This is a genomic window from Streptomyces sp. NPDC050560, assembly GCF_044457285.1.
Classification (GTDB): Bacteria; Actinomycetota; Actinomycetes; order Streptomycetales; family Streptomycetaceae; genus Streptomyces.
This window is the reverse complement of sequence record NZ_JBITGT010000001.1, coordinates 270679-294933: the sequence shown is the minus strand read 5'-3', so window position 1 is coordinate 294933 and position 24255 is coordinate 270679. Positions and strand designations below refer to the sequence as shown.

The following is a 24255-nucleotide window of genomic DNA, read 5'->3' as shown; positions in this document are numbered from 1 at the left end:
ATGTGTGCCACCGCACGCGCCAGGAACTGATGGTGTTCGTGGGCACCAGGGGGTGGTGGCGGGTGGCCGTGTCTCCACCACTCTTGACACCTACTGTGCCGGGAACAGGTGGCAGGGGATGTTGCTTGACCCGTACATTCAGTTCCCGAGGGCTTGACCGTGTGATCGGCAAAGGGGCGAATGATGGCTGGGGGCAAGGGGGACGGCAAGGTCCTGGACATCAAGGTGACGGACATCAAGGCGGCGGCGCCGGCGTTTCACGAGCAGGGCAAGAACCTCAGCAAGGCTTTGACGGCGCTGATCGAGACGTTGGACGGTCTTGGTAAGCCGTGGGGCGACGACGACCAGGGCAAGCAGTTCGAGGACGCCTACTCGCCCCAGCAGAAGACGATCGAGTCGGCCGCGGGCACCCTCGTCCTCGGACTGGTGAGCATTCATGAGGCGATGGTCGACATGGCCGACGGCCACATCGACAACGAGCTGTTGATTCAGGGCATGTTCACCGAGATCAAGGCACCCCACGGCGATGGCCGGGGGCAGGGCGGCGGCAGGTGAGCCTGGAGGACGAGGCCCGTGGCGTCCTGATGAAGATGGGCCTTTACTGGCCCGACGCCGATTCGGGAAAGCTCCGTTCCGCCGCCACTGCTTGGCGGACCTTCGCGGGTGCTGTCGATGATGTCCGCGGTCCTGTCAACACGGCCGCGTTGACGATCATCCAGCACAACAAGGGTGAGGCTGTTGACGCGTTCGAGAAGTTCTGGGGGCGTTATGCGAAGGGTAAGGACGCCGGCTGGCTGAGTGATCTGTCCCAGTCGGCTGGCAAGATGGCTGAGGCGCTGGACAAGTTGGCCAATGCCACCGATGACGCGATCAACAAGCTGTGGACGCAGATCGGTATCGACGCGGCGGTGATCGCGGCCGGGGTCGGCGTGGCCATCCTCACGGCGGGGATCGCCTCGGGAGCGGCGGCAGCGGCGGCCGAGGCCATCATCGAGCTCGGTGGCACGCTCGGTATCGCGGTGACGACGACGGTGGCGGAGCTGGCCGCGGGCGCCCTCGTCGCCGCGGCTTTCGGCGGGCTGGAATCCGTCACGGTGGATCTGGCGGTTGCTCAGCCGTTGAAGGTGGCCGCCGGTCTGCGGACGGGCTTCAGCCTGGACGAGGTGAACGAGGCGGCCCAGTCCGGGATGGTCTTCGGCGGCGCACTCGGCGCGGGCGCCGGGGTCCTGAAGGCGGGGGCGGAGGGTGCTTTCGCCAACCAGTCGCCCTTCCTTCTGCGCCCACCGTCACTCCGTCCTGACCTGGTCGACTTGGGTTCCGCCGCACGCCGTTCGGACGATATCCCCTGTGTGGGCGAGCCCATTGACGTCGCCACGGGCGCGATGCTCATGAGACAGACGGATCTCACCCTTCCCGCCGCCGGACTGCCGCTGGTCTTCGAACGTACTCACCTGTCCTCGTACCGGGCGGGAGTCTGCTTCGGTCCGAGTTGGGCGTCGACCTTGGACGAGGCGGTTCAGATCGACGGTGAGGGCGTGGTTTTCGCCGCCGCCGACGGCATGCGCCTGGTGTACTCGATCCCCCGGCCGGGTGAGCCCCTCCTCCCCGTGACGGGCGCCCGTTGGCCCCTCGAATGGGACGGTCAGGCGGACGGCGTCATGACCATCACCGACCCGGCCACCGGCGTGGTACGGACCTTCAGCACCCCCCTGCCCAGCGGCGCCCCCGGTACCTTCCGCCTGCCGATCGACGGCTGGCACGACCGCAACAACACCAGGATCAGCGTCGAACGCACCCAGCAGGGCACTCCCACCGCCCTGCGTCACTCGGGCGGCTACTACGTGGCCATCGACACTCACGGCCACCGCGTCACCGCGCTGCGCTTGCTCGATGAAGCTCCGTCCGAGTACGAGATGCACGACTCCCCTACGGCCGGGACGGGCACGGTCGTCATGCGCTACGGCTATGACGAGGCGGGCAACCTCACCGAAATCATCAATTCGACGGGTGAGGCCCTGCGTTTGGCCTACGACACCGAGGGCCGCATCACTCGCTGGACCGACAGGAACGGCACCTGGTTCGGTTACGTCTACGACGACCGCGGACGTGTGGTTCGCACCCAGGGGATCGACGGAATCCTGTCCGGGACGCTGTCCTACGACGACGAGGCACGTACGACGACGTACACGGATTCCCAGGGTCATGTCTCGGTCCGCCGGTACAACGCGGAAGGCTTGGTGGTCGAGGAGGCGGACCCGCTGGGGCGTGTCACCTATACAGAGTGGGACGGGTACGGAACGCGGCCGCTCGCGGTGACGGACCCCCTTGGACACACGACGCGCTACACGTACGACGCGGCCGGCAACAACACTGGCGTAGCCCTCCCGGACGGCACGCTGACCCAGGCGGAGTACAACTCGCTCGGCCTGGTGACGAAGGTGGTCGGGCCCGGCGGGGCACTCTGGCGGCACACGTATGACGAGCGGGGCAATCGGCTGACGACGCTCGACCCGCTCGGCGCCGAGACACGGTACGAGTACGACGATTCAGGCCGTCCGACTGCAATCACGAACGCGCTGGGCCATACCCGCACCATGATCCTGAACTCGGCCGGGCTCCCCATAGAGATCACCGACGAACTCGGCCACACCACCACACTCCGTCGTGACGTCTTCGGACGTATCACCGCGGCTACCGACCCGCTTGGGCATACCACCCGGACAGGTTGGACGAACGAAGGAAAGCCCAGTCGGCGCGAATTTCCTGACGGCACTCGGGAGATGTGGACCTGGGACGGCGAGGGCAATCTCCTCACCCATACGGACCCCGCGGGGAACATCACCCAACACACCCCGGGCCCCTTCGATCTTCCTGCTGCGCGCACCGACCCCGACGGCGCCCACTACCAATTCGCCTACGATACGGAGCTACGCCTCACGACGGTCACGAACCCCCTGGGAGACCAGTGGACTTATGCCTACGACGCGGCAGGCCGCCTGGCCGCGGAGTCCGATTTCAACGGCCGCAGTGTCACCTACGCCTACGATGCGGCAGGTCGCCTCACGGCCCGCACCACTGGTGTAACCGGGACTCTTTCCTACCTGCGTGACTCCTTGGGGCGGGTCGTGGAACAGCGCACCGTGACCGACGACATCACGACCTACGCCTACGATGCGAGTGGCAATGTGGTACGTGCCGCCAACGCGGAAGCCGAAGTGGTGCTGGAATATGACGCGTTGGGCCGCTTGCTGTCGGACAGTGTCAACGGCCGCAGCATGGTGTACGCGTACGACTCCCTGGGGCAGTGCACCCACCGGGTCACTCCCACCGGTCTGGCGACGGAATGGGCCTATGACCCGGTGGGTCGCCTCGCCGGACTCCGCTCGGAGGACGGGGCTCTCGCCTTCACCTACGACGCCGCAGGACGCGAGACCCAGTGCCGCATCGGCGACGGCGTGGTCCTCACCCAGGCATGGGACGCCACCGATCGCCTTACCACCCAGACCCTGGTCTCCCCGTCTTCGACTCAGCACGCGGAAGACCTGCTCCAATATCGCAGCTACGCCTACCGACCCGACGGCCATGTCTCCGAGATTCGCGACCTCACCTCCGGCACCCGGAGCTTCGGCCTCGACGCGATCGGCCGGGCCACGACGGTTCGGGCTCCCGGCTGGTCCGAGACATATGCGTACGACACCACGGGAAACCTCACACACGCGACAATCCCCGGCTCCTCGGAGCCCGATAAGCGGTCCTACACAGGCACCCTCCTCCGCGCCGCCGGCCGCACCGCATACACACACGACCTACAAGGTCGCCTTGTCCGTAAGACCCGCAAACTACTCAACGGCCAGACCCGCACCTGGGCCTACGACTGGAATGCGGAAGATCGCCTCACCACAGTCATCACTCCGGATGGACAGTGCTGGCACTACGCCTATGACCCACTCGGCCGCCGGGTTTCCAAACGCCGCGTCGCCACCGACGGTCACCCGGCCGCGACAGTCGACTTCAGCTGGGACAACAACAGGCTCGCAGAGCAGACGGAGGCCGATGGGCGGGCAGTCACCTGGGCCTACGCCCCAGGAACCCATCGCCCACTTACCCAGACCGATCACTGGCATCGCGCCCGCGCCCGGGAAACGTCCTTCCTGACTCAGCTCGCCGAGGATACGAGGGCGGATCGCGACACGCGCTTCCACGCGACCATCACGGATCTCGTGGGGACTCCTACCGAGTTGGTTACGGCTGACGGCGAGCTGGCGTGGCAGTACCGCACCGCGCTGTGGGGAACCGGGCTTCCCCAGGTGGCAGACGATCGCACAGCCGTGAAATGCCCACTCCGTTTCCCCGGGCAGTACGCCGACATCGAAACCGGCCTGAACTACAATCACTCCCGCTATTATGATCCGGAGACTGCCCGATACCTCAGCCCTGACCCCCTGGGCCTTGAACCCGCGCCCAACCACCATGCATATGTGGCATCCCCGCTGTCGATATCCGACCCTCTCGGACTGAATCCGTGCCGCATCGCTTCGGTGACGGGCCCCGCCGGGGAGACACTTCCCCTCCCTAAAGGGGCAACGGGCACTCCGGTCGCAACGGGGAAAGGGTGGGCTTATGATATTCCATCAGGAACCAAGGGGCTTGATCCGCGAGTTCAGCAAGTTCGGGTCATGGACCCGGTAACGACGGGAAAGTATCAATACCCCAATGGATATGTGGTTTACATGAACAAGGCAGGACAGTCGGTCAACCCTCTAACTGGTCAGACGGTCGGCAAGGCGGACCCTTACAATCACATCCCAATCCCATGATCTCGGTGAACAGTCTCGTTGCAGCGAAGCGTGAAATCTCGACGGGTGTCGAGGCGGCCGATCCAAATCCACTGAGAGAGGTCGACGCCCTACAAGAATCCCAATTGCTGGACTCCCGTGTATGCCAACTGAACTCGACGGCTGCCCTACTTTTCGAACTGCGCACCTCATTGCAGTTCGATGCCGGAAACGCGGCGCTGCTTGTCGTTCGCCGACTAGGATATTTCGGGTGGCGGTCTTCGACACTGCCGACGCCTCCTGCGGCTCTGACGGTAGTATCCAGCGAACCCGACAGTACTGCCGATTCATTTCGTATGAGCTTTGAGTTCTTTCCTGCCGCACGGCTCGACGTCGCGGGTTCCCAGGCGGAATTCTACGTTCTGGAAGTAGAGGGGATCGGTGACGCCCCACCGGATTACACTGAGATGAATCAGGAGGACCTCCGAAGCGGATTGCCGTCCTGGTCCTCCCCCTGTGACCTGCTTCAGGCGTCGAGTGTGTAACGCCGGCCACTCTCCACGCCTCGTACACCCTTGACAGGTCTGGGACGCGAGTGAGCCAGTGAACTTTTCGGTCACAGCGCCAGGGGAGGCTTTCCCCGCACACTGCCAGGACCATGCTGCCCAGAGGGCATGGTCCTGGCAGCGGTCGCCGAACCGCCGACCAGGTGATGCCCCGGCGAAGCGGCTCCCGCACCCGGACGCGTGCCCGGTCCGACAACGCGAAAGGGCGTTCTCGGGAACCGAGAACGCCCTGGTCAGCGACCTGTCGCTGGGTGCGCCGCCAGGGACTCGAACCCCGGACCCGCTGATTAAGAGTCAGCTGCTCTAACCAACTGAGCTAGCGGCGCCTGCTGACGTCGTAGACATTAGCACCCTGGTCGGCGCGAGGAAAAATCGATATCCGGGGGGCCGTGCGCGCCGCCCGTACGCAGGCCCAGAGCAGGGTGTCGGGGCCGGGGAGCCAGGGGTGGCGGGTGTCGGGTGCCACCAGCCAGCGGACGGCGTCGCGGGGGCCGGGGGTGAGGGCGGGCACCGTGATCGCGTCGCCCCTGCCGTGGCAGAGCACGGGGGCGGCCCAGTCGCGGCCGGTGTTCCACTCCTCCCAGCCGAGCAGCGAGGGCAGCCGCTGGGCGGTGCCAGGCGCCGCGAAGAGCAGCATGCGGCCCCGGTGGACGGCGACGGGCCCCGAGCCCGGGCCCTCTTTCCAGAGCGGGTCGAGCATGCGGCGCCCGAAGAAGGCGGGTGCGTTCACCACGTCGAAGACCCGGCCGCAGGGCAGCACGAGCGGGGCGTCGGGCCGCCGGGCCCAGTGTGTGAGCGCGCTGTGGGGATACGTTTCGGCAGAGGCCAGCCACGAGGCGCCTTCGCGGGTGACGCCCCGTACGTCGAACCGGTCGGACGGGCCCCCGCCCGCGGCGCCGCGACCGCCCTGCGCCGCCCCCGCCGCCGCTCCCGTCGCCCGTGCCGCCGCGCGCCGCGGCCCCGGCCGTCCGCCCTGCGCCGCCCCGCCTGAACCGCCGCCCACGCCACTCCATGCACTGCTCATGGGCGTCAGGTCTACCCGCGGTGAGCACCCCGTTTCCGAGAGTTCGCGAAAGCGGGGACAAGGCGCAGATACGGGGAGTATGGTGCCCACTCGGCATATGCCAGGCACTTGGCGGCGGACCCTCTCGGGATGCCCTGCCCGGCGGACCTCCTCGTGCCCCCCGGCGGCCTCCCCGGACCGCCCCCCTCCGCTCCCCGGGTCCTCGCGGCGTTGTCGGGTTATCCCCACCCCGGGACGGGCGTGTACCGCATGGTGTGGGGCGGGCGCGCTCCGTAACGTCGGTCGGGAGCCACCGGCAACCGACACTTCCCCGTGGGCCCGTCCCCCAGCCCCGGCGTCTTCCGCCCGCAGTTCCCGGCCGGTACGAGAGGAACACCACCTGATGAAGACACACGCCACCGCCTTCGCTCCCGGCCCCCCGCACGGGGGCGCGGGCGAGACGGCCCTGAGTCTCGACACCGTCACCAAGGTGTACGGCAGGGCGGACCGCGGGGTCCGCGCGCTCGACTCGGTGTCCGTCGCCGTGCCGCGCGGCACCTTCACCGCCGTGATGGGGCCCTCGGGCTCCGGCAAGTCCACCTTCCTGCACTGCGCCGCCGGGCTCGACCGCCCCACCTCGGGCACCGCCAGGATCGGCGGCACCGATCTGACGCGGATGAACGAGACCGAGCTGACGAAGCTGCGGCGCAGCCGGATCGGGTTCGTCTTCCAGGCGTTCAACCTCGTACCGTCACTGACGGTTCGTCAGAACATCGAGCTGCCGCTGCGGTTGGCCGGGCGGCGGCGTGAACGGGCCTGGCTGGAGGAGATCCTGGGGCGGGTCGGGCTCGCCGGGCGGCAGCGCAACCGCCCCGCACAGCTCTCCGGCGGCCAGCAGCAGCGCGTCGCCATCGCCCGCGCCCTGGTCACACGCCCCGACGTCATCTTCGGCGACGAGCCCACCGGAGCACTGGACACGGTCACCGCGAAGGAGATCCTCACCCTGCTGCGCACCTGCGTCGACGAGGGCGCGCAGACCGTGGTGATGGTGACGCACGACCCGGTGGCGGCCTCGTACGCGGACACGGTGCTGTTCCTCGCGGACGGCAGGATCGCCGACCGGATGCGCCGGCCGAGCCCCGACATGATCGCCGACCGTATGACACACCTCGGGGCGTGGGCCTGATGTTCCGCTACGCGTGGCAGACGCTGCGCTACCGCAAGGGCGGCTTCGCGGGCGCGTTCCTCGCGCTGCTGTGCGCCGCGACGCTGGTCACCGCCTGCGGCATGCTGCTGGAGACGGGGCTGCGCGGCCACATCGGCACCGAGCGCTACGCGGCGGCGCCCGTGGTCGTCGGCGGCGACCAGGACGTGCACCAGCGCACCGTCACCCACAAGCACGGCAAGACGAAGGTCAAGGAGAAGGCGAAGCCGCTCTCCGAGCGGGTGTGGCTGCCGGCGTCCACCGTGGACAGGCTCACCGGCCTGTCCGGCGCCCGCGCGGTGGTCCCCGAGGTCACCTTCCCCGCCCACGCCGTCGCCGACGGCGCGCTGGTCCCCGGGGTCGACGGCAGCCCGTCGTACGGGCACGCCTGGAAGTCGGCGGCGCTCACCCCGTTCACCCTCACCGCGGGCCACGCGCCCGGCGGCGCGGGCGACGTGGTCGTCGACGCCGAACTCGCCGCCCGCGCACACCTGTCGCCGGGCGACCGGCTGCCCGTGCAGGCGACCGACGCGCCCCGCACCTACACCGTCACCGGGATCGCCCACGCCACCGGCGGCCAACTCGCCCGGCAGACCTCGCTGTTCTTCTCGGACGCGGAGGCCGCGCGGCTCGCGGGCCGCGGCGGCGCGTACGACGCCGTGGGGCTGCTGCCGAAGCCCGGGGTCACCCCCGCCGCCCTCGCCGACCAGGCGGAGAAGGCCCTCGGCGGCACCTCGGCCAAGGTGGTGACGGGCGGCGACCGCGGCCCCGTGGAGTTCCTCGACGCCGCCGACGCCCGCGTCAAACTCGTCTCCATGGGCGGTGCGATCGGAGGCACCTCGCTCCTCGTGGCGATCCTGGTGGTGGTGGGCACCTTCGCGCTCTCCATCCAGCAGCGCCACCGCGAACTCGCCCTGCTGCGCGCCGTCGCCGCCACCCCCAGGCAGGTCAGGAAGCTCATCGGCCGGGAGGCACTGGGTATCGGACTGGTCGCAGGGGTGCTCGGCGCCGCGGCGGGGCTCCCGGTGGGGCACTGGCTGCACGACCGGTTCGTGTCGCTCGGCGCGATCCCCGACAGCCTCCAACTCACCTACAGCATCGTGCCGTTCCTCGCCGCCGTGGCCGCCGCGCTGCTCGGCGCGTGGGTCGCCGCCAGGATCTCGGCGCGCCGTGTCGCCCGGATCAGGCCCGCCGAGGCGCTCTCCGAAGCGGCCGTGGAGCAGCGGGCGTTCACCCTGGCGCGCGCCGTGGGCGGGGTGGTCACCCTCACCGGCGGCATCGTGCTCCTCGTGGTGCTGCGCGCGCTGCACACCGAGGCCGCCTCCACACCGGTCACGTATGTCACCGTGATGCTGCTGTGCATGGCGGTCGCCCTGCTCGGCCCGCTCGTCGTGCGCGGCGCGGTGGCGCTGTTGCGCGGACCGCTCCAGGCGTCCCCGGTGGGCGGGCACCTGGCCGCGGCCAACGCGGGCGCCAACACCCGCCGGGTCGCCGCGGCGATCACCCCGCTCGCGCTGCTCGTCGCCATGGCGAGCACCGTCCTCTTCGTCCAGAGCACCCTCGGCGACGCCTCCAGCGAGCAGGCCCGCGAGGGCACCACGGCGGCGTGGGTGCTCGGCTCGTCCGGCAGCGGGGTGCCGCACGCGGCGTCGGCCGCCGCCGCGAAGGTGCCCGGGGTCGACGCCGTCACCGAGGTGGTGCACACCGACGTCAGGGTCGGCCTCGTACGCTACCCGGCGCAGGGCGTCACCCCCGCGGGCCTCTCGCACACCTGGGACCCGGGCGTCACGGCGGGCTCGCTCGACGGCTTCGGCCCCGGCGACGTCGCGCTCAGCGACACCGCCGCCGACCACCTGCACAAGGGCCCTGGGGACAGGATCGCGGTCACTCTCGGGGACGGCACCCAGGTCACGGCGCGGGTCGCCGCGGTCTACCGGCGCGGCCTCGGCTTCGGCGACCTCACCCTCGACCACGCCCTGGTGGCCGGGCACGTGGACAATCCGCTGGCCTCCGCCGTGCTGGTCGCGGGCGACGTGTCCAGGGACCGGCTCGCGGCCGCGGTGGCCCCCTACCCCGGGGTGAGCGCCCTGGACAGCGGGCAGGCGGACGACCTCAACGCCGAGGTGGCGCAGACCACCGCCGAGGTCAACTACGTCGCCATGGGGCTGATCGTCGCGTTCACGGCGATCGCGGTGGTCAACACCCTCGCCATGGCGGTGTCGGACCGCTCCCGGGAGTTCGCGCTGCTGCGCCTCGTGGGCACCACGCGCCGCCAGGTGCGGGGCATGCTCAAGATCGAGACGGGTGTGGTGGTCCTGGTGGCGGGCGCCCTCGGCACCGGGATCGCGTACGCCGTCCTGGCGTCGTTCGGCAAGGGCATGACCGGCAATGGCTCGCCCACCTTCCATCTGCCGCTGTACGCGGCGACCCTCGGGCTCGCCCTGCTGCTCGCGGCGGCGGCGACGCTGGTGCCGGGGCGCCTCGCCCTGGCGCGGCGGCCCGCCGAGGTGATGGGGGAGCGGGAGTAAGGACCACGGCCCGCCGCGTCGCGCGACTTGTTCCGGAAGGCGCCCCGGTGCGAGCGCCGCGCGGCCCGCAGAACGTGCCACCGCAGCGCCTGCCGGGTGGCGGTGGCACCGGCCCTCCGGGGGAGGGGCCGCGAACGGGCGGGGCGGGGAGTGTGCGGACGCTCCCCGCCCCGCCCGTTCACTCCGCCAGGACGACGCAGGCGGCGAGGTGCCAGGTCTGGCCCTCCTTCGCCGAGAGGCCGACGTCCGTCTCGCGGCCCGCGGGGCCGCCGTCGAGCGGGACCCGCAGCCACTGAAACTGACGGCCCGTCAACTCGGCGCCGCGTGCCCTCTCTTCGCCGTCCACGCTCACGACCATCGTCTTCGTGAAGGTGTTGGGGTCCCAGGTGAGCAGATGCGCCGTGCAGGGTCCCGCGGGCAGCTTCAGCCGCAGCGTGCGGGGTGCGGCGTGGCGCACGTAGTCGCGTGGCGGCCCAACACCCCGGCGAGCGCGGCGAGTTTGTCGAGGAAGGGGGTGTCGAGGTAGTCGGCGCCCGTGTTGACGTTGTTGATCACGGCGCTGTTGATCCCGAGGGAGGCCAGCGCGCGGGCGTAGTCGGTGTGGCGGTCGTCGAGCTTCGGCAGCTCGTCCCAGGGGAGGGCGAGCGCCCCGGCGGTGCCGCCGAGGGCGGCCGCGGTCAGGACGCTGCGGCGACGTATGTCCGGGTCCATGATTCTCACTTTCCGCCGATCTTTCCGCCGATGGACGAACAGTGCGCAATCAGGGCCTCTTGACCGGCCCGCGAGAGATGGCCGGGAAGCGGCCAAGTCCCCAAACCGTCACATGCGTTACGACAAGTGTCAACACAATCGACCACGAAAACACATCAGATGCATGGGGCCGCATTCCGGATGTGGTCCAGGGATGGGAGGTGGCGTCAGAAACATGTACGGCGAGCCCGGCGACTCCGGGCCCCGAGGCGACGTGAGAAGGCGAAGCGCCCCGCTCGGGTTCGCCAGTTGATGGCCCGTAATCCATGTACGTGAATCTGGATCAGGTACGTCAACTATCAGAATCAAACATGTTCTTGATCGGCTGGGACGTTTCGGTCACTTTCTGAAGTCGGAGGGTTTCATGGTGTAGTAGCGCAAGCGTAGGGATGGAGGGGTGAGTGTCCGGGATCGACCGATTCCGGAAGGGGGTTGACCGGAGGGGTGGACGCTCTGTTTACTGAAGCGAGTTTCAGTGAATCTACTTTCAGTAAACTGGTGTCCAGGGAACTCAAGGGGGGACGCGATGGACGTCTTGGTCACAGGTGGGGGTGTCGCGGGTGCCGCGGCCGCGATCGCGCTGCGTCGCATCGGCGCCGACGTCACCATCCACGAGGCGTACGCCGACCCGGCGGGACAGGTCGGCTCCTTCCTGAGCCTCGCCTCCAACGGCCTGCGCGCACTGCGCGCCCTCGGCTGCCTCGACGAGGTCGCCGCCGCCGGATTCCCCGTACCCCACCAGCGCATGTGGTCGGGCTCGGGCAAGCTCCTCGGTGCGGGCCCGCGCGGCAGGCTCGACTCCGACCCCCTGCACAGCGTCACCCTGATGCGCGCCGAACTCGTCCGCGTGCTGCGCGAAGAGGCCGTACGCGCCGGTGTCCGCATCGTCACCGACCACCGGCTCGTCGGCGCGGAAGCCGTCGGGGGCGCCGTGCGCGCCGAGTTCACCGACGGCTCGCAGCACACCGCGGACCTCCTCGTCGGCGCCGACGGCCTGCGCTCCGCCACCCGCTCCGCGCTCGACCCCACCGCCCCGAGCCCCCGCTACGCGGGCTTCTTCACCGTCTCGGGCGTCACCGAGTCGGCCGCCGTGGAGGGCGTCCCCACGGAGCCAGGCTGCTTCAACATGGTCTTCGCCCGGCACGGCGCCTTCCTCCACCTGCCCGCGCCCGACGGCACCCTGTGGTGGTCCGCGCAGGTCGCCGACCCCCGCCCGCCCGACCTTGAGGGCTTCACCGGGGACGAGGGCGTCACCAAGCTCGCCGGTGTCTACCGCGACGACCCGGTCCCGTACGAGATCGTGCGCGCCGCCGCCGCGCTGCACCGCCCCACCCCGATGCACACCCTCGCCGAGGTCCCCCGGGTGCACACCGACCGCATGGTCCTGATCGGGGACGCGGCGCACCCGGTGGGCGCGGGACAGGGCGCCTCGATGGCGGTCGAGGACGCGGTGGTCCTCGCGCAGTGCCTCGCGGGGGAGCCGTCGACGCAGGCGGCCCTCGCCGGGTACGAGCGCCGCCGCAGGTCCCGGGTGGCCAGGATGGCCAGGGCCGCCACCGCCAACCGGGACGCCAAGGCCCCGGGGCCCGTGCGGCGCCGCGTGCGCGACCTCGTCATGCCGTACGTCTTCCGCCACGCCCAGGCCCGCGCGACGGCCTGGCTCTACAAGTACGACATCGGGGCGCTGCCGGAGCGCGGCTGAGCGCCCCCGGGGCGTGCCCGCCACGGCACCGTCGCGGCCCGCGTGTCACCTGTACGGCGTCAGCCGGGGGCGCGGCCCGGCACCGGCACCAGCGCGGCGGAAGGCGCACGTCGACGCGGTGGCCGGGGCGGGAGCGCCCGCCGGACCCGCAACCGCGGCCGTTTCCCGCGGGCGCGCGGGCGGCCCGCCTCCGACATGATCGGGCGGTGGGAGACGGCGACGGAGAGCGCGCAGGAGGGAGCACCGTGGGCACGGAGACGGCACGGGAGCCGCTGCACTGCCTGGTCACCGGGGCCTCCGGCTACATCGGCGGACGCCTCGTGCCGGAGCTGCTGAAGGCCGGGTACCGGGTGCGCTGCCTCGCGAGGTCCCCCGCCAAGCTCCGCGACCAGCCCTGGGCCGACGAGGCCGAGGCGGTCGAGGGGGACGTCATGGACGCGGAGTCCGTGGCCGACGCCATGCGCGGCATCGACGTCGCGTACTACCTGGTGCACGCCCTCGGCACCGGGTCGGGGTTCGAGGACACCGACCGCCGCGCGGTCCGCGTCTTCGCCGAGCAGGCGCACGCCGCCGGGGTGCGCAGGATCGTCTACCTGGGCGGGCTCACCCCGCGCGGCGTACCGGAGCGGTCGCTCTCGCCGCACCTGCGCTCCCGCGCAGAGGTGGGGCGCGTCCTCCTCGACGCGCCCGTGCCCGCCACCGTGCTGCGCGCGGCCGTCGTCATCGGCTCGGGATCGGCCTCGTTCGAGATGCTTCGCTATCTGACCGAGCGGCTTCCGGTCATGGTCACCCCCAGTTGGGTACAGACCAGGACGCAGCCCATCGGTGTACGGGACGTGCTGCGCTACCTCGTCGGCTCGGCCGCGATGCCGGACGACGTCAACCGCGCCTTCGACATCGGCGGCCCCGACGTCCTCACCTACGGCGACATGATGCGCCGCTACGCCGTCGTCGCCGAGCTGCGGCGCCGCCTCATCGTGCCGGTGCCCGCCCTCACCCCCCGCCTTTCCAGCTACTGGGTCGGCCTCGTCACGCCCGTGCCCACCCCGCTCGCCCGGCCGCTGACGGAGTCGCTGCGGCACGAGGCCGTCTGCGACGAGCACGACATCGCCCGCTACGTGCCCGACGCCCCCGGTGTGCCGATGCCGTTCGACGAGACGCTGGCGCTCGCGCTGCGCAGGGTGCGGGAGGCCCAGGTCGCCACCCGCTGGTCGTCGGCCGCGCTGCCCGGCGCCCCGAGCGACCCCCTGCCCACCGACCCCGACTGGGCCGGCGGCAGCCTCTACCGCGACGAGCGCGAACTGCCGGTCGACGCCTCGCGGGAGGCGCTGTGGCGGGTGGTCGAGGGGATCGGCGGCGACAACGGCTGGTACTCCTTCCCGCTGGCCTGGGCGGTACGCGGCTGGCTCGACAGGTTCGTCGGCGGCGTCGGACTGCGCCGCGGCAGGCGCGACGCGCAGCACCTGCGGGTCGGCGACTCGCTGGACTTCTGGCGGGTGGAGGAGATCGAGCCCGGCCAACTGCTGCGCCTGCGCGCGGAGATGCGGCTGCCGGGTCTTGCCTGGCTGGAGATGCGGGTGGAGACGGAGGATACGGGGGCCGGGGGCGGCGGGGGACGTAGCCGCTACCGGCAGCGCGCGCTGTTCCACCCGCGTGGGCTGTCCGGCCACATGTACTGGTGGGCCATCTCCCCCTTCCACACCGTCGTCTTCGGCGGCATGGCACGCAACATCGCCGCGGCCGCCGCCAAGTCGGCACCCCCGCGCCGATGACCGGCCCCGGCCCCGTGCACTGGCTCTTCGGCGACCAGTTGGGGCCGCACTTCCTGCGCCCGTCCCGGGACAGCGGCCTCGAACGCGACACACCCCTGCTGATGATCGAGGCCCGCTCGGTGTTCAGGCGCCGCCGCTTCCACCGCGCCAAGGCACACCTGGTGCTCTCCGCCATGCGGCACCGCGCCGCGGAACTCGGCGACCGGCTCACGTACGTACGCGCCGACACCTACCGCGAGGGCCTGGCGCGTGCCGTGGGCGAGGGGCCGGTGAGCGTGCACCACCCGACCTCGTACGCCGCCCTGCGCCTGGTGCGCTCGCTGCCCCAGGTGACGGTGGGCCCGGCACGCGGCTTCCTCATGGCCATGGACGACTTCGCGGCGTGGGCCGAGGGACACCGCGGGCGCAGGCTGCGGCAGGAGGACTTCTACCGGTGGGTGCGGCGCGACCACGACCTGCTGATGGAGGGGGACACCCCGGCGGGCGGCCGGTGGAACCTCGACCACGACAACCGCGAGCCACCGCCGCGCGAGGCGCACACCCTGCCCGTGCCCGCCCCCTACCGGCCGCGCGAGGACGAGATCGACGAGGAGGTACGCCACGACCTCGACCGCTGGGAGCGCGACGGCGATGTCTCCTTCGTCGGCCGGGACGGGCCGCGCGTGTTCCCCGCGACCCGCGCCGAGGCCCGCGCGGCCCTGCGGCGCTTCGTCGAGCACCGGCTGCCCGCCTTCGGCCCGTACGAGGACGCCATGCTCGCCGCCGACCCCGTCATGAGCCACAGCCTGCTGTCGTCCTCCCTCAACCTCGGCCTGCTCGACCCCGCGGAGTGCGCGGAGCGCGCCGAGGCCGCCTGGCGGGCCGACCGCGCGCCGCTGAACAGCGTGGAGGGCTTCGTCCGGCAGATCGCCGGGTGGCGCGAGTACGTGTGGCAGCTCTACTGGTACTTCGGCGAGGGGTACCGCGACTCGAACGCGCTGCGGCACACCGCGCCGCTGCCCGACTGGTGGGACACCCTCGACGCGGACGACGTGCGCGCGCGCTGCCTGCACACGGTGCTCGCGCAGGTCCGCGACACCGGGTGGACCCACCACATCCCCCGTCTCATGGTCCTCGGCAGCTACGCCCTCCAGCGGGGCTGGGACCCGGCCGCCGTCACGGACTGGTTCCACCGCAGCTTCGTGGACGGCTACGACTGGGTGATGGTGCCCAACGTCGTCGGGATGTCCCAGTACGCGGACGGCGGCCGTATGACCACGAAGCCGTACACGACCGGCGGCGCGTACGTGAACCGGATGAGCGACCTGTGCGGGCCGTGCGCGTACCGTCCGGGCGACAGGACCGGCGACCACGCCTGCCCCTACACGGCCGGCTACTGGACCTTCCTCCACCGCCACCGCTCCCGCCTCGCCCACAACCCCCGCACCGCCCAGGCGGTACACGGCCTCGACCGCCTCCCCGACCTGGACGAGCTGCGCCGCCAGGAGCGGAGCCGGGGGGATGCGGCGCCGTGAGGCCCCTTCGCTGACGTGTCGTCAGAAGGCGATCGGCATCGCTTGAAGGGCGCGGCCCTCCCCTCGGCGTCAAGCGCGTAGATAAGCCAGGACCGCCAGAACTCTGCGGTGGGTTCCCTCTGTTGGGGGGAGGGACAGCTTGGTGAAGATGTTGCCGACGTGCTTGCCGATCGCGGCCTCCGAGACCACCAGCTCCTCGGCGATCGCGCCGTTGGACCTGCCCTCGGCGATCAGGGCGAGCACCTCGCGTTCGCGGGGGGAGAGCGAGTCCAGGGGGTCGCGGCGGCGGCGCAGCAGTTGGCGTACCACCTCGGGGTCGACCACCGTCCCGCCGTCCGCCACCTCGCGCAGCGCCGCCACGAACGCCTCGACCTGGCCCACCCGGTCCTTCAGCAGGTAGCCGACGCCCGATCCGTCGCCGGAGTCGAGGAGTTCCGCGGCGTACGTCCGCTGCACGTACTGGCTGAGGACCAGTACCGGAAGCGTGGGCTGCCGCTCGCGCAGCCGCACCGCCGCGTACAGGCCCTCGTCCTGGAAGCCGGGCGGCATCCGCACGTCCGTCACCACGATGTCGGGCGCCTGCTGCGCCACCGCGGCGAGCAGCGCGGGGGCGTCCCCGACGGCCGCGACCACCTCGTGCCCGAAGCGGGTGAGCAGGCCGACGAGCCCGTCCCGCAGCAGCACGCTGTCCTCCGCCAGCACTACGCGCAGCGGTCGGCCGTGCCGCTCAACTCGCAAGGAAGCTCCACACGCAACAGGGTCGGTCCGCCCGGCGGACTGGTCAGGGCAAGTCTGCCATCGAGGACCGACACCCGGTCCGCGAGACCGGTGAGACCGCTGCCGGCCGAGGGGTCGGCGCCGCCCCGGCCGTCGTCGCACACCTCAAGGAACAGGCGCCCGTCGCGGTGGCCGCCGCTCACCCGCGCGCGGCCCGCCCCGCTGTGCCTCGCCACGTTGGCCAGCGCCTCGCAGACCGCGAAGTACGCCGCGGCCTCGACCGCCCTGCCCGGCCGGCCGGGCAGCTTGAGATCCACGTCGACGGGGACCGCACAGCGTTCCGCGGCGTCGGCCACGGCGGCCGCGAGGCCGTAGTCCGTGAGGACCTTGGGGTGGATGCCGTGGATGAGTTCGCGCAGCTCCGTGAGTGCCGCGCCCGCCTCGTCGTGCGCCTTGGCGAGCTGGTCCGCGAGCGGTCCGGGCGGAGCGTCGAGCCGGGCGAGGCCGAGGGCCATCGTCAGGGCCACCAGGCGCTGTTGGGCACCGTCGTGCAGATCGCGCTCGATACGGCGCCGCTCGGCCTCGAAGGCGTCGACCAACCGGGCACGGGAGCGGGCCAGTTCGACCACCCGGGCGCCGAGTTCGCCCTCGCGTGAGGCGATCAGCAGCCGGGTGAGACCGGCTCGGGCACCCGCCGTGGCACCGAGCAGATAGGCGCCCGCGCCCAGCAGGAGCACGCCAAGCACCGCGACGCCGAAGACGGCGGGCCAGGTGGTGACCGTCCACAGCTTCAGCACCTTCGCCTCGTGGCCGCCGCCGACGGTGGCCATCAGCAGGGGAGCGGCGGCCATGGACAGCGGGAAGAGCACGGCGGCGGTCACCGCCAGCGCGTCGAACGGCCACAACACCCCGGCGAACAGCAGCAGATACCCCAGCTCGCGCCAGGTCGCCTCCTCGCGCAGCCGGGTGGCCAGCCACGCCCTGAGCCCCGGCGCGGCAGGCATCTGGTGCCGCCCCGACACCCGGCGGCCGTCGACAAGGCGCAGCCTGCGCCGCTCCACCCATGCCAGCGGGACCCCGCCGAGGGCGACGAGGACGAGCAGCGGTAGCCCCACGAGGACGAGCGCGAGCGCGCCGCCCACCGCTGCCGCGGTGACCGTCCCCACCAGCGCGGCGGCGCCTGTCACCGCGCCGGTGAGCAGGTACGCGGCCGAGCGCCACGGCCAGGCCGACAGCAGGAAGCCCGGCCGGGACATGGCCTGCCACACGTTCCGAGGGTGCATGCGCCCGACCGTAGGCGCGCTGCGCGGCCTGTGCCATCCGCCCCGGGCCCGTACCGGGGGTATGCCCGGCCCTACCCCGGTTCTCGCCCCTGCCGTACTGCGCCGCGGCACGCCCCCGGGGTTTCGTGGAGGCTCCGACGAGCCGAGAAGCAGGTACTGGTGGAAGAACACAGGAACAACGAGGCGGTCCGGCTGCGCGCCGTGTCCCGGCGGTACGGCGCGGGCGGCACGTCCGTCACCGCCCTCGACCGGGTGTCGCTGACCTTCCCGCGGGGGAGCTTCACCGCCGTGATGGGCCCGTCGGGGTCCGGCAAGTCGACCCTGCTCCAGTGCGCCGCGGGCCTGGACAGGCCCACCTCCGGCTCGGTCACCGTGGGCGGCACGGAGCTGACCGGGCTGAGCGAGACCAGGCTGACCCTGCTGCGCCGGCAGCGCATCGGCTTCGTGTTCCAGGCGTTCAACCTGCTGCCCTCGCTGACCGCGGAGCAGAACGTGGCCCTGCCGCTGCGGCTGGCAGGCCGCCGCCCGAAGAAGGCACGGGTGCGCGCGGTCCTCCAGCAGGTGGGGCTCGGCGACCGGGCGCGGCACCGCCCCGCGGAGCTGTCCGGCGGCCAGCAGCAGCGGGTCGCCCTGGCCCGCGCCCTGATCACCCGGCCCGACGTGCTGTTCGGCGACGAGCCCACCGGCGCGCTCGACTCGCGCACCGGCCGCGACGTGCTCGCCCTGCTGCGCGGCATGGTCGACGGGGACGGCCGGACGGTCGTCATGGTCACCCACGACCCGGTCGCCGCCGGTCACGCCGACCGCGTCGTCTTCCTCGTCGACGGCCGGGTCAACGGCGAACTGGTCGGCGCGGGCGCCGAGGACGTCGCGGCCCGCATGGCCGGGCTTGAGGCGGCGCCGTGCTGAGCATCGGCATGCGCACCCTGCGCACCCGCTGGGTCACCTTCGTCGGCAGCTTCGTCGCCCTCTGCCTGGGGGTGGCGCTGCTCGCCGTCATGGGGCTGGTCCTGGCGTCCTCCGCGGACGCGCCGGAGCGGGGGCCGCAGCGGTTCGCCGCCGCACCCGTCGTCGTCAGGGGCCAGGACACCCTGGAGGTTCCCACCCCCGTCGGTGTGCGCAGCCGGAGGCTCGCACAGCCGCGCGCCGTCCCCGACGACGTGGTCGCAAGGCTGCGCGGCCTGGGGACCGTCGTCAGGGACCGCTCGTTCGCCGTGCGGGCCGCGGGCGCCCCCGCCGATCTGGTGGGCCACCCCTGGTCGACGGCGGCCTTCACGCCGTACCGGCTCGACGCGGGACGCGCGCCACGGGCCGCGGACGAGGTCGTCACCACCGGGGACCTGGCGCGTCCGGGCGCGGTGCTGCGGACCGGCGGCGGCACGGTGCGCGTCGTCGGCACCGTGCCGGGGCGCGGCTTCGAGAACGCCGTGTTCTACACCGACGCACGCGCCGCCGCACTGGCGCCGCGCAGCCTCCAGCTCGTGGTCGACGCGGACGCGGCGGCGGTGCGCGAGGCGGTGCGCGGCAGCGGCGTCCGGGTCCTGACCGGGAACGCACGCCGGTACGCCGACCCCGACCCGGACCGGGACGGCGAGGCGCTCACGGCGATGAACGCCATGTTCGGGACGGCCGGGGGTGTCACCGGCTTCGTGTCGGTGTTCGTGGTGGCCTCCACCTTCGCGTTCACGGTGGCCCAGCGGCGCCGCGAGTTCGGGCTGCTGCGCACCGCGGGGGCGACACCGGGGCAGGTCCGCCGCATGGTCGTGTACGAGGCGCTGGGGGTGGGCGCGTCGGCCGCGGCCGCGGGCTGCGTGCTCGGCTCCCACGGGGCCCCGCGGCTCGCGGCGTGGGCGGTCGAACAGGGCCTCGCGCCCGGCTGGTTCACCGTCGGCCACCACATCTGGCCGTACCACATGGCGTTCTGGACGGGGCTGCTCGTGGCCCTCTGCGGTGCGCTCGCCGCGTCCTGGCGTGCGGGGCGCACCGGGCCCGCCGAGGCGCTGCGCGAGGCGTCCGTGGACAAGGGGGCGATGACACGGGGCCGTCTGCTGCTCGGCGCGGCGCTGCTGACCGGCGCCGTGGTGCTGTCCGCCCTCGACCTGGCCACGGACCCGGGCGGCCTGCTCCACCGCAAGACCTATGTGAGCCGCCCGATGCTGCTGATCACCGCGGTGGCGCTGCTGGCACCCGTGCTGGTGCGGCCCCCGGCCCGGCTGCTCGCCTGGCTGCCCGCCCAACTGCCCGGCGCCGTGGGGATGTTGATGAGGGAGAACGCCGCCGCCGGGGTGCGCCGCACCGCCGCCGTCGCGGCACCGGTGCTCGTCACGGTCGCACTGGCGGGCTCGCTGCTCGGCGCCACCGCGACCCTCGACGGGGCGAAGGCCACCGGGACACGCGCGCGGACGGCCGCCGACTACGTGCTCACCCCGGCGGACGACGCCGGATTCGACGTGGCCACACTGCGGCGGCTGCGGGCGGTGCCGGGCGCGCAGGTGTCGGCAAGCTCGGCGAGCGCCGTGTACGTGCTGGCGGACGGTGTGGCGCTCACCAGGTCCGACGCCAGGGCCGTCGAACCGGGAGCGCTGACGGCGACGGCGCGCCTCCCGCTCGCCGAGGGGAGCGCGGGCGACCTCGACGACGGCTCGATCATCGTCAACGAGGAGTGGGAGAAGCACACCGTGGGCCAGCGGGTGGACGTGTGGCTCGCGGACGGCACCAGGAGGTCCCTGAGGATCGCCGCCGTGATGACCACCGGCACCGGGGACAACGGCGTCTACGTCACACCGCGCAACGCCCCCGCGGCGCCCGTCGACCGGGTCGACGTACGTCTCGGCCGGGGCGCGGACGCGAGTGCGGTGGCCGCGGGCCTGCGCGCGGCGGTACGGGCGTCGGGCGGTGAAGTCCGCACCAGGGACGCCTGGTTGCGGGCGACGCGCCCGGCGGCCGACCGCACCACCCGCGCGGGTTTCCTGCTGGTCCTCGGGATCGCCCTGCTCTACACCGGCATCTCCCTGGCCAACACGATGGTCATGGCGACCTCCGACCGGGTACGCGAACTGGCCGTGCTGCGGCTGGCAGGCGCCACCCGCGGGCAGGTGCTGCGGATGGTGGCGGCCGAGGCGCTGACGGTGGTCGCGGTCGGCGGGCTGCTGGGGGCGCTGGTCGCCGGGCTCGACCTGGCGGGCATGTGGGGCGCACTCGCCCTGCTCTCGGCGCGGGCGCCCGTCGAGATCCCGTGGGCGGCACTCGGAGCGGCCGTGGGCGCGTGCGCACTGCTCGCGGTGGTCGCGTCGGTCACCCCGGCCGCCCTCGCCCTGCGCCGCCCGGCGGTGGGGAGCGGGGGCGGCTGCGTGCCGAACTCGGCGGGTATGTCGCCGAGTTGCACACCCTCACCGGCGCGGGGTTCGGCTACCCGGCCGGGCCCTTCGGGCCGCTCACCAGTCGCTGGCGGGACGCGTTCCTCGCCATGGTGGGCGGGGTGCTCGACGACGCCGCCAGGTTCGGCGCCGTGCTGCCGCGTCCCGTGGACGAGGTGCGGCGGCTGTTCGCCGCGCGGGCGGACGTGCTGGACGGTGTCACCACACCCCGGCTCGTCCACTTCGACCTGTGGGACGGGAACGTCCTCATCGCCCACGACGGGCGGGGCGGAACCGGCGCGGCGCCGCGTATCGGTGCGCTCGTCGACGCCGAGCGGGCCTTCTGGGGCGATCCCGCCGCCGACTTCGTGTCGCTCGCGCTCTTCGGTGACATCGAGGACGACACCGACTTCCTGCGCGGGTACCGGGCCGCGGGCGGCATTGTCACGTTCGACGCCGCCACCCGCGAGCGCCTCGCCCTCTACCGCGGTTACCTCCATCTGATCATGTGGGTGGAGGCGGGCCCGCGCGGCTACGGGCGTGAGCGGTGCGACTGGCTCGAAGCGCGGGTCGTACGGCCGTTGGCCGCCACGCTCGACGGGTGGGCGCGCGGCTGAACCGCGTCCCCGGCGGTCCGCGCATCCCCCCGGGGTTGTCGATTATCGATATGCTCCCCTACCCTGGGGCATATCGATAATCGATGGGAGGGTGCAATGGACACGCGACTCACCAGGAACCTGGCGTCCGTGACGTTCGCGATCTCGGTGATCTGCGGGCTCGGCTTCGTCGCCAAGACGCTCACACACGCGACCGACGACGGGATGATCTGCGTCGAGACGGGCTTCTGGCACAACACCCCGCTGGGGAGCCGGATGCCGGTCGCCGACGGGGTGGAGGCGACCGGCGCCGGTACGCGCCTGTGCCAGGACGCCCCGTCCGCGGGGCAGCGCGCGGCCGAGATCGGGGGAGCGCTGCCCTGGCTGCTCTTCGCCGCCCTCGCGCTGATGCTCTTCTCCCGGCTGCTCAAGTGCGTACTGGACAAGGGCCCGTTCACCGACGCGGTGTCGCGACGGCTGTCCACGCTCGGCTGGTTCGTCGCGCTGGGGACGCCGCTGACCGGGCTCGTCGTCGGCTGGTCGCACTCCTGGCTGGTCGGGAGCATGGCGCCGATGATCGGCTCGGGGCCGACGGTCTCGGGGCCGCTGGTGCTCGTCGTCGCGGGGCTCGCCGCCGTGATCATGGGGAGGATCATGCGGGACGGCGTCCGTATGCGAGAGGATCTCGAAGGGACAGTCTGATGCGCGAACCCGAAGAGACGGCCTGATGTCGGAAGAGGATCTTCACACCATCCGGGTCCACCTGGACCGGCTCCTCGACGAGCGCGGCATGACGCTCACCGAACTGTCCGCGCAGGTCGGCATCACCGTCGTCAACCTGTCGATCCTCAAGAACGGGCGCGCCAAGGCCATCCGTTTCTCCACGCTGTCGCGGATCTGCGAAGTCCTGCGCTGCCAGCCGGGCGACCTGATCACCCACGACCCCGCCGCCCCGCGGTGACGGCCCCTTCCGGGGCGGCCCGGCGGCACGGCCCCGCGGAAACGGCCGCCCCGGCCGCGGCTCAGCTCCGCTCCTCGCCCCCGCGCCGCAGCAGGTCCTGGCCGTACTCGATCATCTTCTTCGCGTAGTCCTCGGTCCAGCCGGCCCGCTCCGCGACCGCGTCGGGCGTGAGGCGGTCGAAGCGGCGCGGGTCCGCGAGCTGGGCCGCGGCCATCGCCTGGTACTCGACGGCGCGGTCGGTGGCCGCGCGGAACGCGAGGGCGAGTTCCGTGGCGCGGGAGAGCAGTTCCCCCGGGTCGTCGAGGGATTCGAGGTCGAAGAAGTGCTCGGGGTCGGCGGCTGCCGCCGCGGGCTCGAAGAGCAGCGGGGCCGGTCGCAGCCGCGGTGCGCTACGGGGCCGGTCTGGCTCCGCCATGTTCTCCTCCTACGGGTCCTGCGGTGTCACGCTTCCTGCGGGCCCCGCGGGGTGCGGGGCGCTCGCGCGCCCTCCCGCGCGGGTTCTGACACCCCCATTCTCCCGCGTACCGCCGGTATCTTCACGGGTGCCGGGTGAGGATCACATGTGCGGGGGCGTGCCGGGGCCGAGCGGGTCGTCGAGCAGTTCGGGAAGGGCGCGCCGGGCCGCCGCGCGCAGGGCCGGAATGCGGTCCTCCGGAACCGGCCGGTGCGGCCAGCGGACCCGGGTGCCGGTGCCGCTCCAGCCGCCGATGGCGCAGAGGGTCTTGTCGAGCGCGGGGTCGCAGTAGCCCGCGCGGGCCAGGGGCGTGATGTGGGCGTCGAGGAAGGCCCGTATCCGGGCTTCGAGGGCGAGCGCGGCGGCCGGGTCCGCGGTCATCTGCGCGAACCAGCGCGCCGCGCCCGCGGGGCTCATACAGGCCACGTTCGAGTACGAGCCCGCGGCGCCCGCGCGGTGGGCGCTCGCCAGGGTGTGGCCCGCGACGAACACCGCGAACCGGTCGGTGAGCCCCTCCGCCACCGTCACCGAGGGCACCTTCAGGCCGACGACCTCCGGTATCTCCGCGGCGATCCTGGCCAACAGCGCGGGGCCCGCCTGGGTCTTGGCGCAGCCCGGGTTGTACAGCACGAGCGGCACCCCGTCCGCGGCCCCCGCCATGCGGCGCAGCGCGTCCAGGGCCTCGTCCTCGGTGAGCGGCAGCCAGTCGGGGAGCACGACCTGGATGGCGCCGGGGCGCAGCGGGGCGGCGCGGCGAATCCGGTCGAGCGAGAGCTGCCCCGAGGGGTGCCCGGCGCCGAGCTGGAACGGCGTCCCCGCCGCCGTGCAGCGCTCCGCCACAAGATCGTGCAGCCGGTCGTACTCGGCCTCGCCGAGGGTGTGGAACTCGCCCGCGCTGCCGTTGGTGTAGACGCCGTGCACCCCGGAGCCGAGCACCGCGTCCAGGGTGTCGGCAAGACGCCGGAAGTCAATCCCCTCGTCCTCGCGCAGGGGGAGCAGTGCGGTGCTCCAGACGCCGTTCAGGGTACGGGTGTCGAGCGGCCGCATGGCGCCTCCGGGGAAGGGTGGTTATCG

Annotated in this window: 18 protein-coding genes, 1 tRNA gene and 2 pseudogenes; 13 read left to right on the top strand and 8 right to left on the bottom strand. The window is 72.2% G+C overall.

Annotated features, from left to right (window positions below):
• Window positions 1-183: 183 nt before the first annotated feature.
• The 3 genes from ACIBIW_RS01265 to ACIBIW_RS01255 are packed head-to-tail and all read left to right on the top strand — an operon-like array spanning window position 184 to window position 5320.
• Window positions 184-555, top strand: a complete 372-nt coding sequence (locus ACIBIW_RS01265) for a hypothetical protein (RefSeq protein WP_399330600.1) — start codon at window positions 184-186, stop codon at window positions 553-555.
• On the top strand, window positions 552-4817 hold the full coding sequence (locus tag ACIBIW_RS01260; protein ID WP_399330598.1) for a DUF6531 domain-containing protein: 4266 nt from the start codon (window positions 552-554) through the stop codon (window positions 4815-4817). Before ACIBIW_RS01265 ends, ACIBIW_RS01260 begins: the two co-directional genes overlap by 4 nt.
• Window positions 4814-5320 (top strand): hypothetical protein, encoded by a 507-nt coding sequence (locus ACIBIW_RS01255; RefSeq protein ID WP_399330596.1) that lies wholly within the window; start codon window positions 4814-4816, stop codon window positions 5318-5320. Before ACIBIW_RS01260 ends, ACIBIW_RS01255 begins: the two co-directional genes overlap by 4 nt.
• Before the next feature lie 273 nt (window positions 5321-5593).
• Here the strand turns inward: ACIBIW_RS01255 and ACIBIW_RS01250 are convergent.
• Together ACIBIW_RS01250 and ACIBIW_RS01245 are read right to left on the bottom strand one after the other, a co-directional pair.
• Window positions 5594-5667: transfer RNA gene (locus tag ACIBIW_RS01250), tRNA-Lys, on the bottom strand.
• Window positions 5658-6365: a bifunctional DNA primase/polymerase gene (locus ACIBIW_RS01245; protein WP_399330594.1), complete on the bottom strand. Its 708-nt coding sequence runs from the start codon at window positions 6363-6365 to the stop codon at window positions 5658-5660. The genes ACIBIW_RS01250 and ACIBIW_RS01245 overlap by 10 nt, the downstream gene beginning before the upstream one ends.
• Window positions 6366-6747: 382 nt before the next feature.
• Between ACIBIW_RS01245 and ACIBIW_RS01240 the strand changes: the two genes are divergently transcribed.
• Together ACIBIW_RS01240 and ACIBIW_RS01235 are read left to right on the top strand one after the other, a co-directional pair.
• Window positions 6748-7530, top strand: coding sequence for an ABC transporter ATP-binding protein (locus ACIBIW_RS01240; RefSeq protein ID WP_399330592.1), 783 nt, complete (start codon window positions 6748-6750; stop codon window positions 7528-7530).
• Window positions 7530-10076, top strand: a complete 2547-nt coding sequence (locus ACIBIW_RS01235; protein WP_399331863.1) for an FtsX-like permease family protein — start codon at window positions 7530-7532, stop codon at window positions 10074-10076. The genes ACIBIW_RS01240 and ACIBIW_RS01235 overlap by 1 nt, the downstream gene beginning before the upstream one ends.
• Window positions 10077-10254: 178 nt before the next feature.
• On the opposite strand, the gene ACIBIW_RS01230 is transcribed toward ACIBIW_RS01235, so the two are convergent.
• Together ACIBIW_RS01230 and ACIBIW_RS01225 are read right to left on the bottom strand one after the other, a co-directional pair.
• The gene (locus ACIBIW_RS01230; RefSeq protein ID WP_399330590.1) at window positions 10255-10533 is read right to left on the bottom strand and encodes a hypothetical protein; all 279 of its coding nucleotides are present in this window, start codon (window positions 10531-10533) and stop codon (window positions 10255-10257) included.
• The gene (locus tag ACIBIW_RS01225) at window positions 10500-10787 is read right to left on the bottom strand and encodes a hypothetical protein (RefSeq protein WP_399330588.1); all 288 of its coding nucleotides are present in this window, start codon (window positions 10785-10787) and stop codon (window positions 10500-10502) included. The genes ACIBIW_RS01230 and ACIBIW_RS01225 overlap by 34 nt, the downstream gene beginning before the upstream one ends.
• A gap of 565 nt (window positions 10788-11352) precedes the next feature.
• Between ACIBIW_RS01225 and ACIBIW_RS01220 the strand changes: the two genes are divergently transcribed.
• The 3 genes from ACIBIW_RS01220 to ACIBIW_RS01210 all read left to right on the top strand — a co-directional run bounded on the left by ACIBIW_RS01220 (window position 11353) and on the right by ACIBIW_RS01210 (window position 15814).
• Entirely contained in the window at window positions 11353-12528 is a 1176-nt protein-coding gene (locus ACIBIW_RS01220; protein ID WP_399330586.1) for an FAD-dependent monooxygenase, read from the top strand.
• 245 nt (window positions 12529-12773) lie between these two features.
• Window positions 12774-14300, top strand: coding sequence for an SDR family oxidoreductase (locus ACIBIW_RS01215; protein ID WP_399330584.1), 1527 nt, complete (start codon window positions 12774-12776; stop codon window positions 14298-14300).
• Window positions 14297-15814, top strand: coding sequence for a cryptochrome/photolyase family protein (locus tag ACIBIW_RS01210; protein WP_399330582.1), 1518 nt, complete (start codon window positions 14297-14299; stop codon window positions 15812-15814). Before ACIBIW_RS01215 ends, ACIBIW_RS01210 begins: the two co-directional genes overlap by 4 nt.
• A gap of 69 nt (window positions 15815-15883) precedes the next feature.
• On the opposite strand, the gene ACIBIW_RS01205 is transcribed toward ACIBIW_RS01210, so the two are convergent.
• Together ACIBIW_RS01205 and ACIBIW_RS01200 are read right to left on the bottom strand one after the other, a co-directional pair.
• The gene (locus ACIBIW_RS01205) at window positions 15884-16516 is read right to left on the bottom strand and encodes a response regulator (RefSeq protein WP_399331861.1); all 633 of its coding nucleotides are present in this window, start codon (window positions 16514-16516) and stop codon (window positions 15884-15886) included.
• Window positions 16516-17787: a sensor histidine kinase gene (locus tag ACIBIW_RS01200; RefSeq protein WP_399331859.1), complete on the bottom strand. Its 1272-nt coding sequence runs from the start codon at window positions 17785-17787 to the stop codon at window positions 16516-16518. The genes ACIBIW_RS01205 and ACIBIW_RS01200 overlap by 1 nt, the downstream gene beginning before the upstream one ends.
• A gap of 186 nt (window positions 17788-17973) precedes the next feature.
• On the opposite strand from ACIBIW_RS01200, the gene ACIBIW_RS01195 reads away from it, so the two are divergent.
• The 5 genes and pseudogenes from ACIBIW_RS01195 (at window position 17974) to ACIBIW_RS01175 (ending at window position 22727) form a co-directional block, all read left to right on the top strand.
• On the top strand, window positions 17974-18723 hold the full coding sequence (locus tag ACIBIW_RS01195; protein WP_399330580.1) for an ABC transporter ATP-binding protein: 750 nt from the start codon (window positions 17974-17976) through the stop codon (window positions 18721-18723).
• Window positions 18717-21158 (top strand): annotated as a pseudogene (locus ACIBIW_RS01190) (FtsX-like permease family protein); the annotation flags it as partial. The gene ACIBIW_RS01195 and the pseudogene ACIBIW_RS01190, both read left to right, overlap by 7 nt.
• A pseudogene (locus ACIBIW_RS01185) lies at window positions 21050-21613 on the top strand (phosphotransferase family protein); the annotation flags it as partial. The pseudogenes ACIBIW_RS01190 and ACIBIW_RS01185, both read left to right, overlap by 109 nt.
• A 270-nt stretch (window positions 21614-21883) precedes the next feature.
• Window positions 21884-22468, top strand: coding sequence for a DUF2975 domain-containing protein (locus tag ACIBIW_RS01180; RefSeq protein WP_399330578.1), 585 nt, complete (start codon window positions 21884-21886; stop codon window positions 22466-22468).
• A 25-nt stretch (window positions 22469-22493) separates the two neighbouring features.
• Entirely contained in the window at window positions 22494-22727 is a 234-nt protein-coding gene (locus tag ACIBIW_RS01175) for a helix-turn-helix domain-containing protein (protein ID WP_399330576.1), read from the top strand.
• A 61-nt stretch (window positions 22728-22788) separates the two neighbouring features.
• Here the strand turns inward: ACIBIW_RS01175 and ACIBIW_RS01170 are convergent, their stop codons facing one another.
• Together ACIBIW_RS01170 and ACIBIW_RS01165 are read right to left on the bottom strand one after the other, a co-directional pair.
• Complete coding sequence (locus ACIBIW_RS01170) at window positions 22789-23142, bottom strand: hypothetical protein (RefSeq protein WP_399330574.1); 354 nt, start codon at window positions 23140-23142, stop codon at window positions 22789-22791.
• Between the two features lie 141 nt (window positions 23143-23283).
• Window positions 23284-24228 carry a dihydrodipicolinate synthase family protein gene (locus ACIBIW_RS01165; protein WP_399330572.1) on the bottom strand — a complete coding sequence of 315 codons (945 nt, stop codon included), beginning with the start codon at window positions 24226-24228 and terminating at the stop codon, window positions 23284-23286.
• Window positions 24229-24255: the final 27 nt, after the last annotated feature.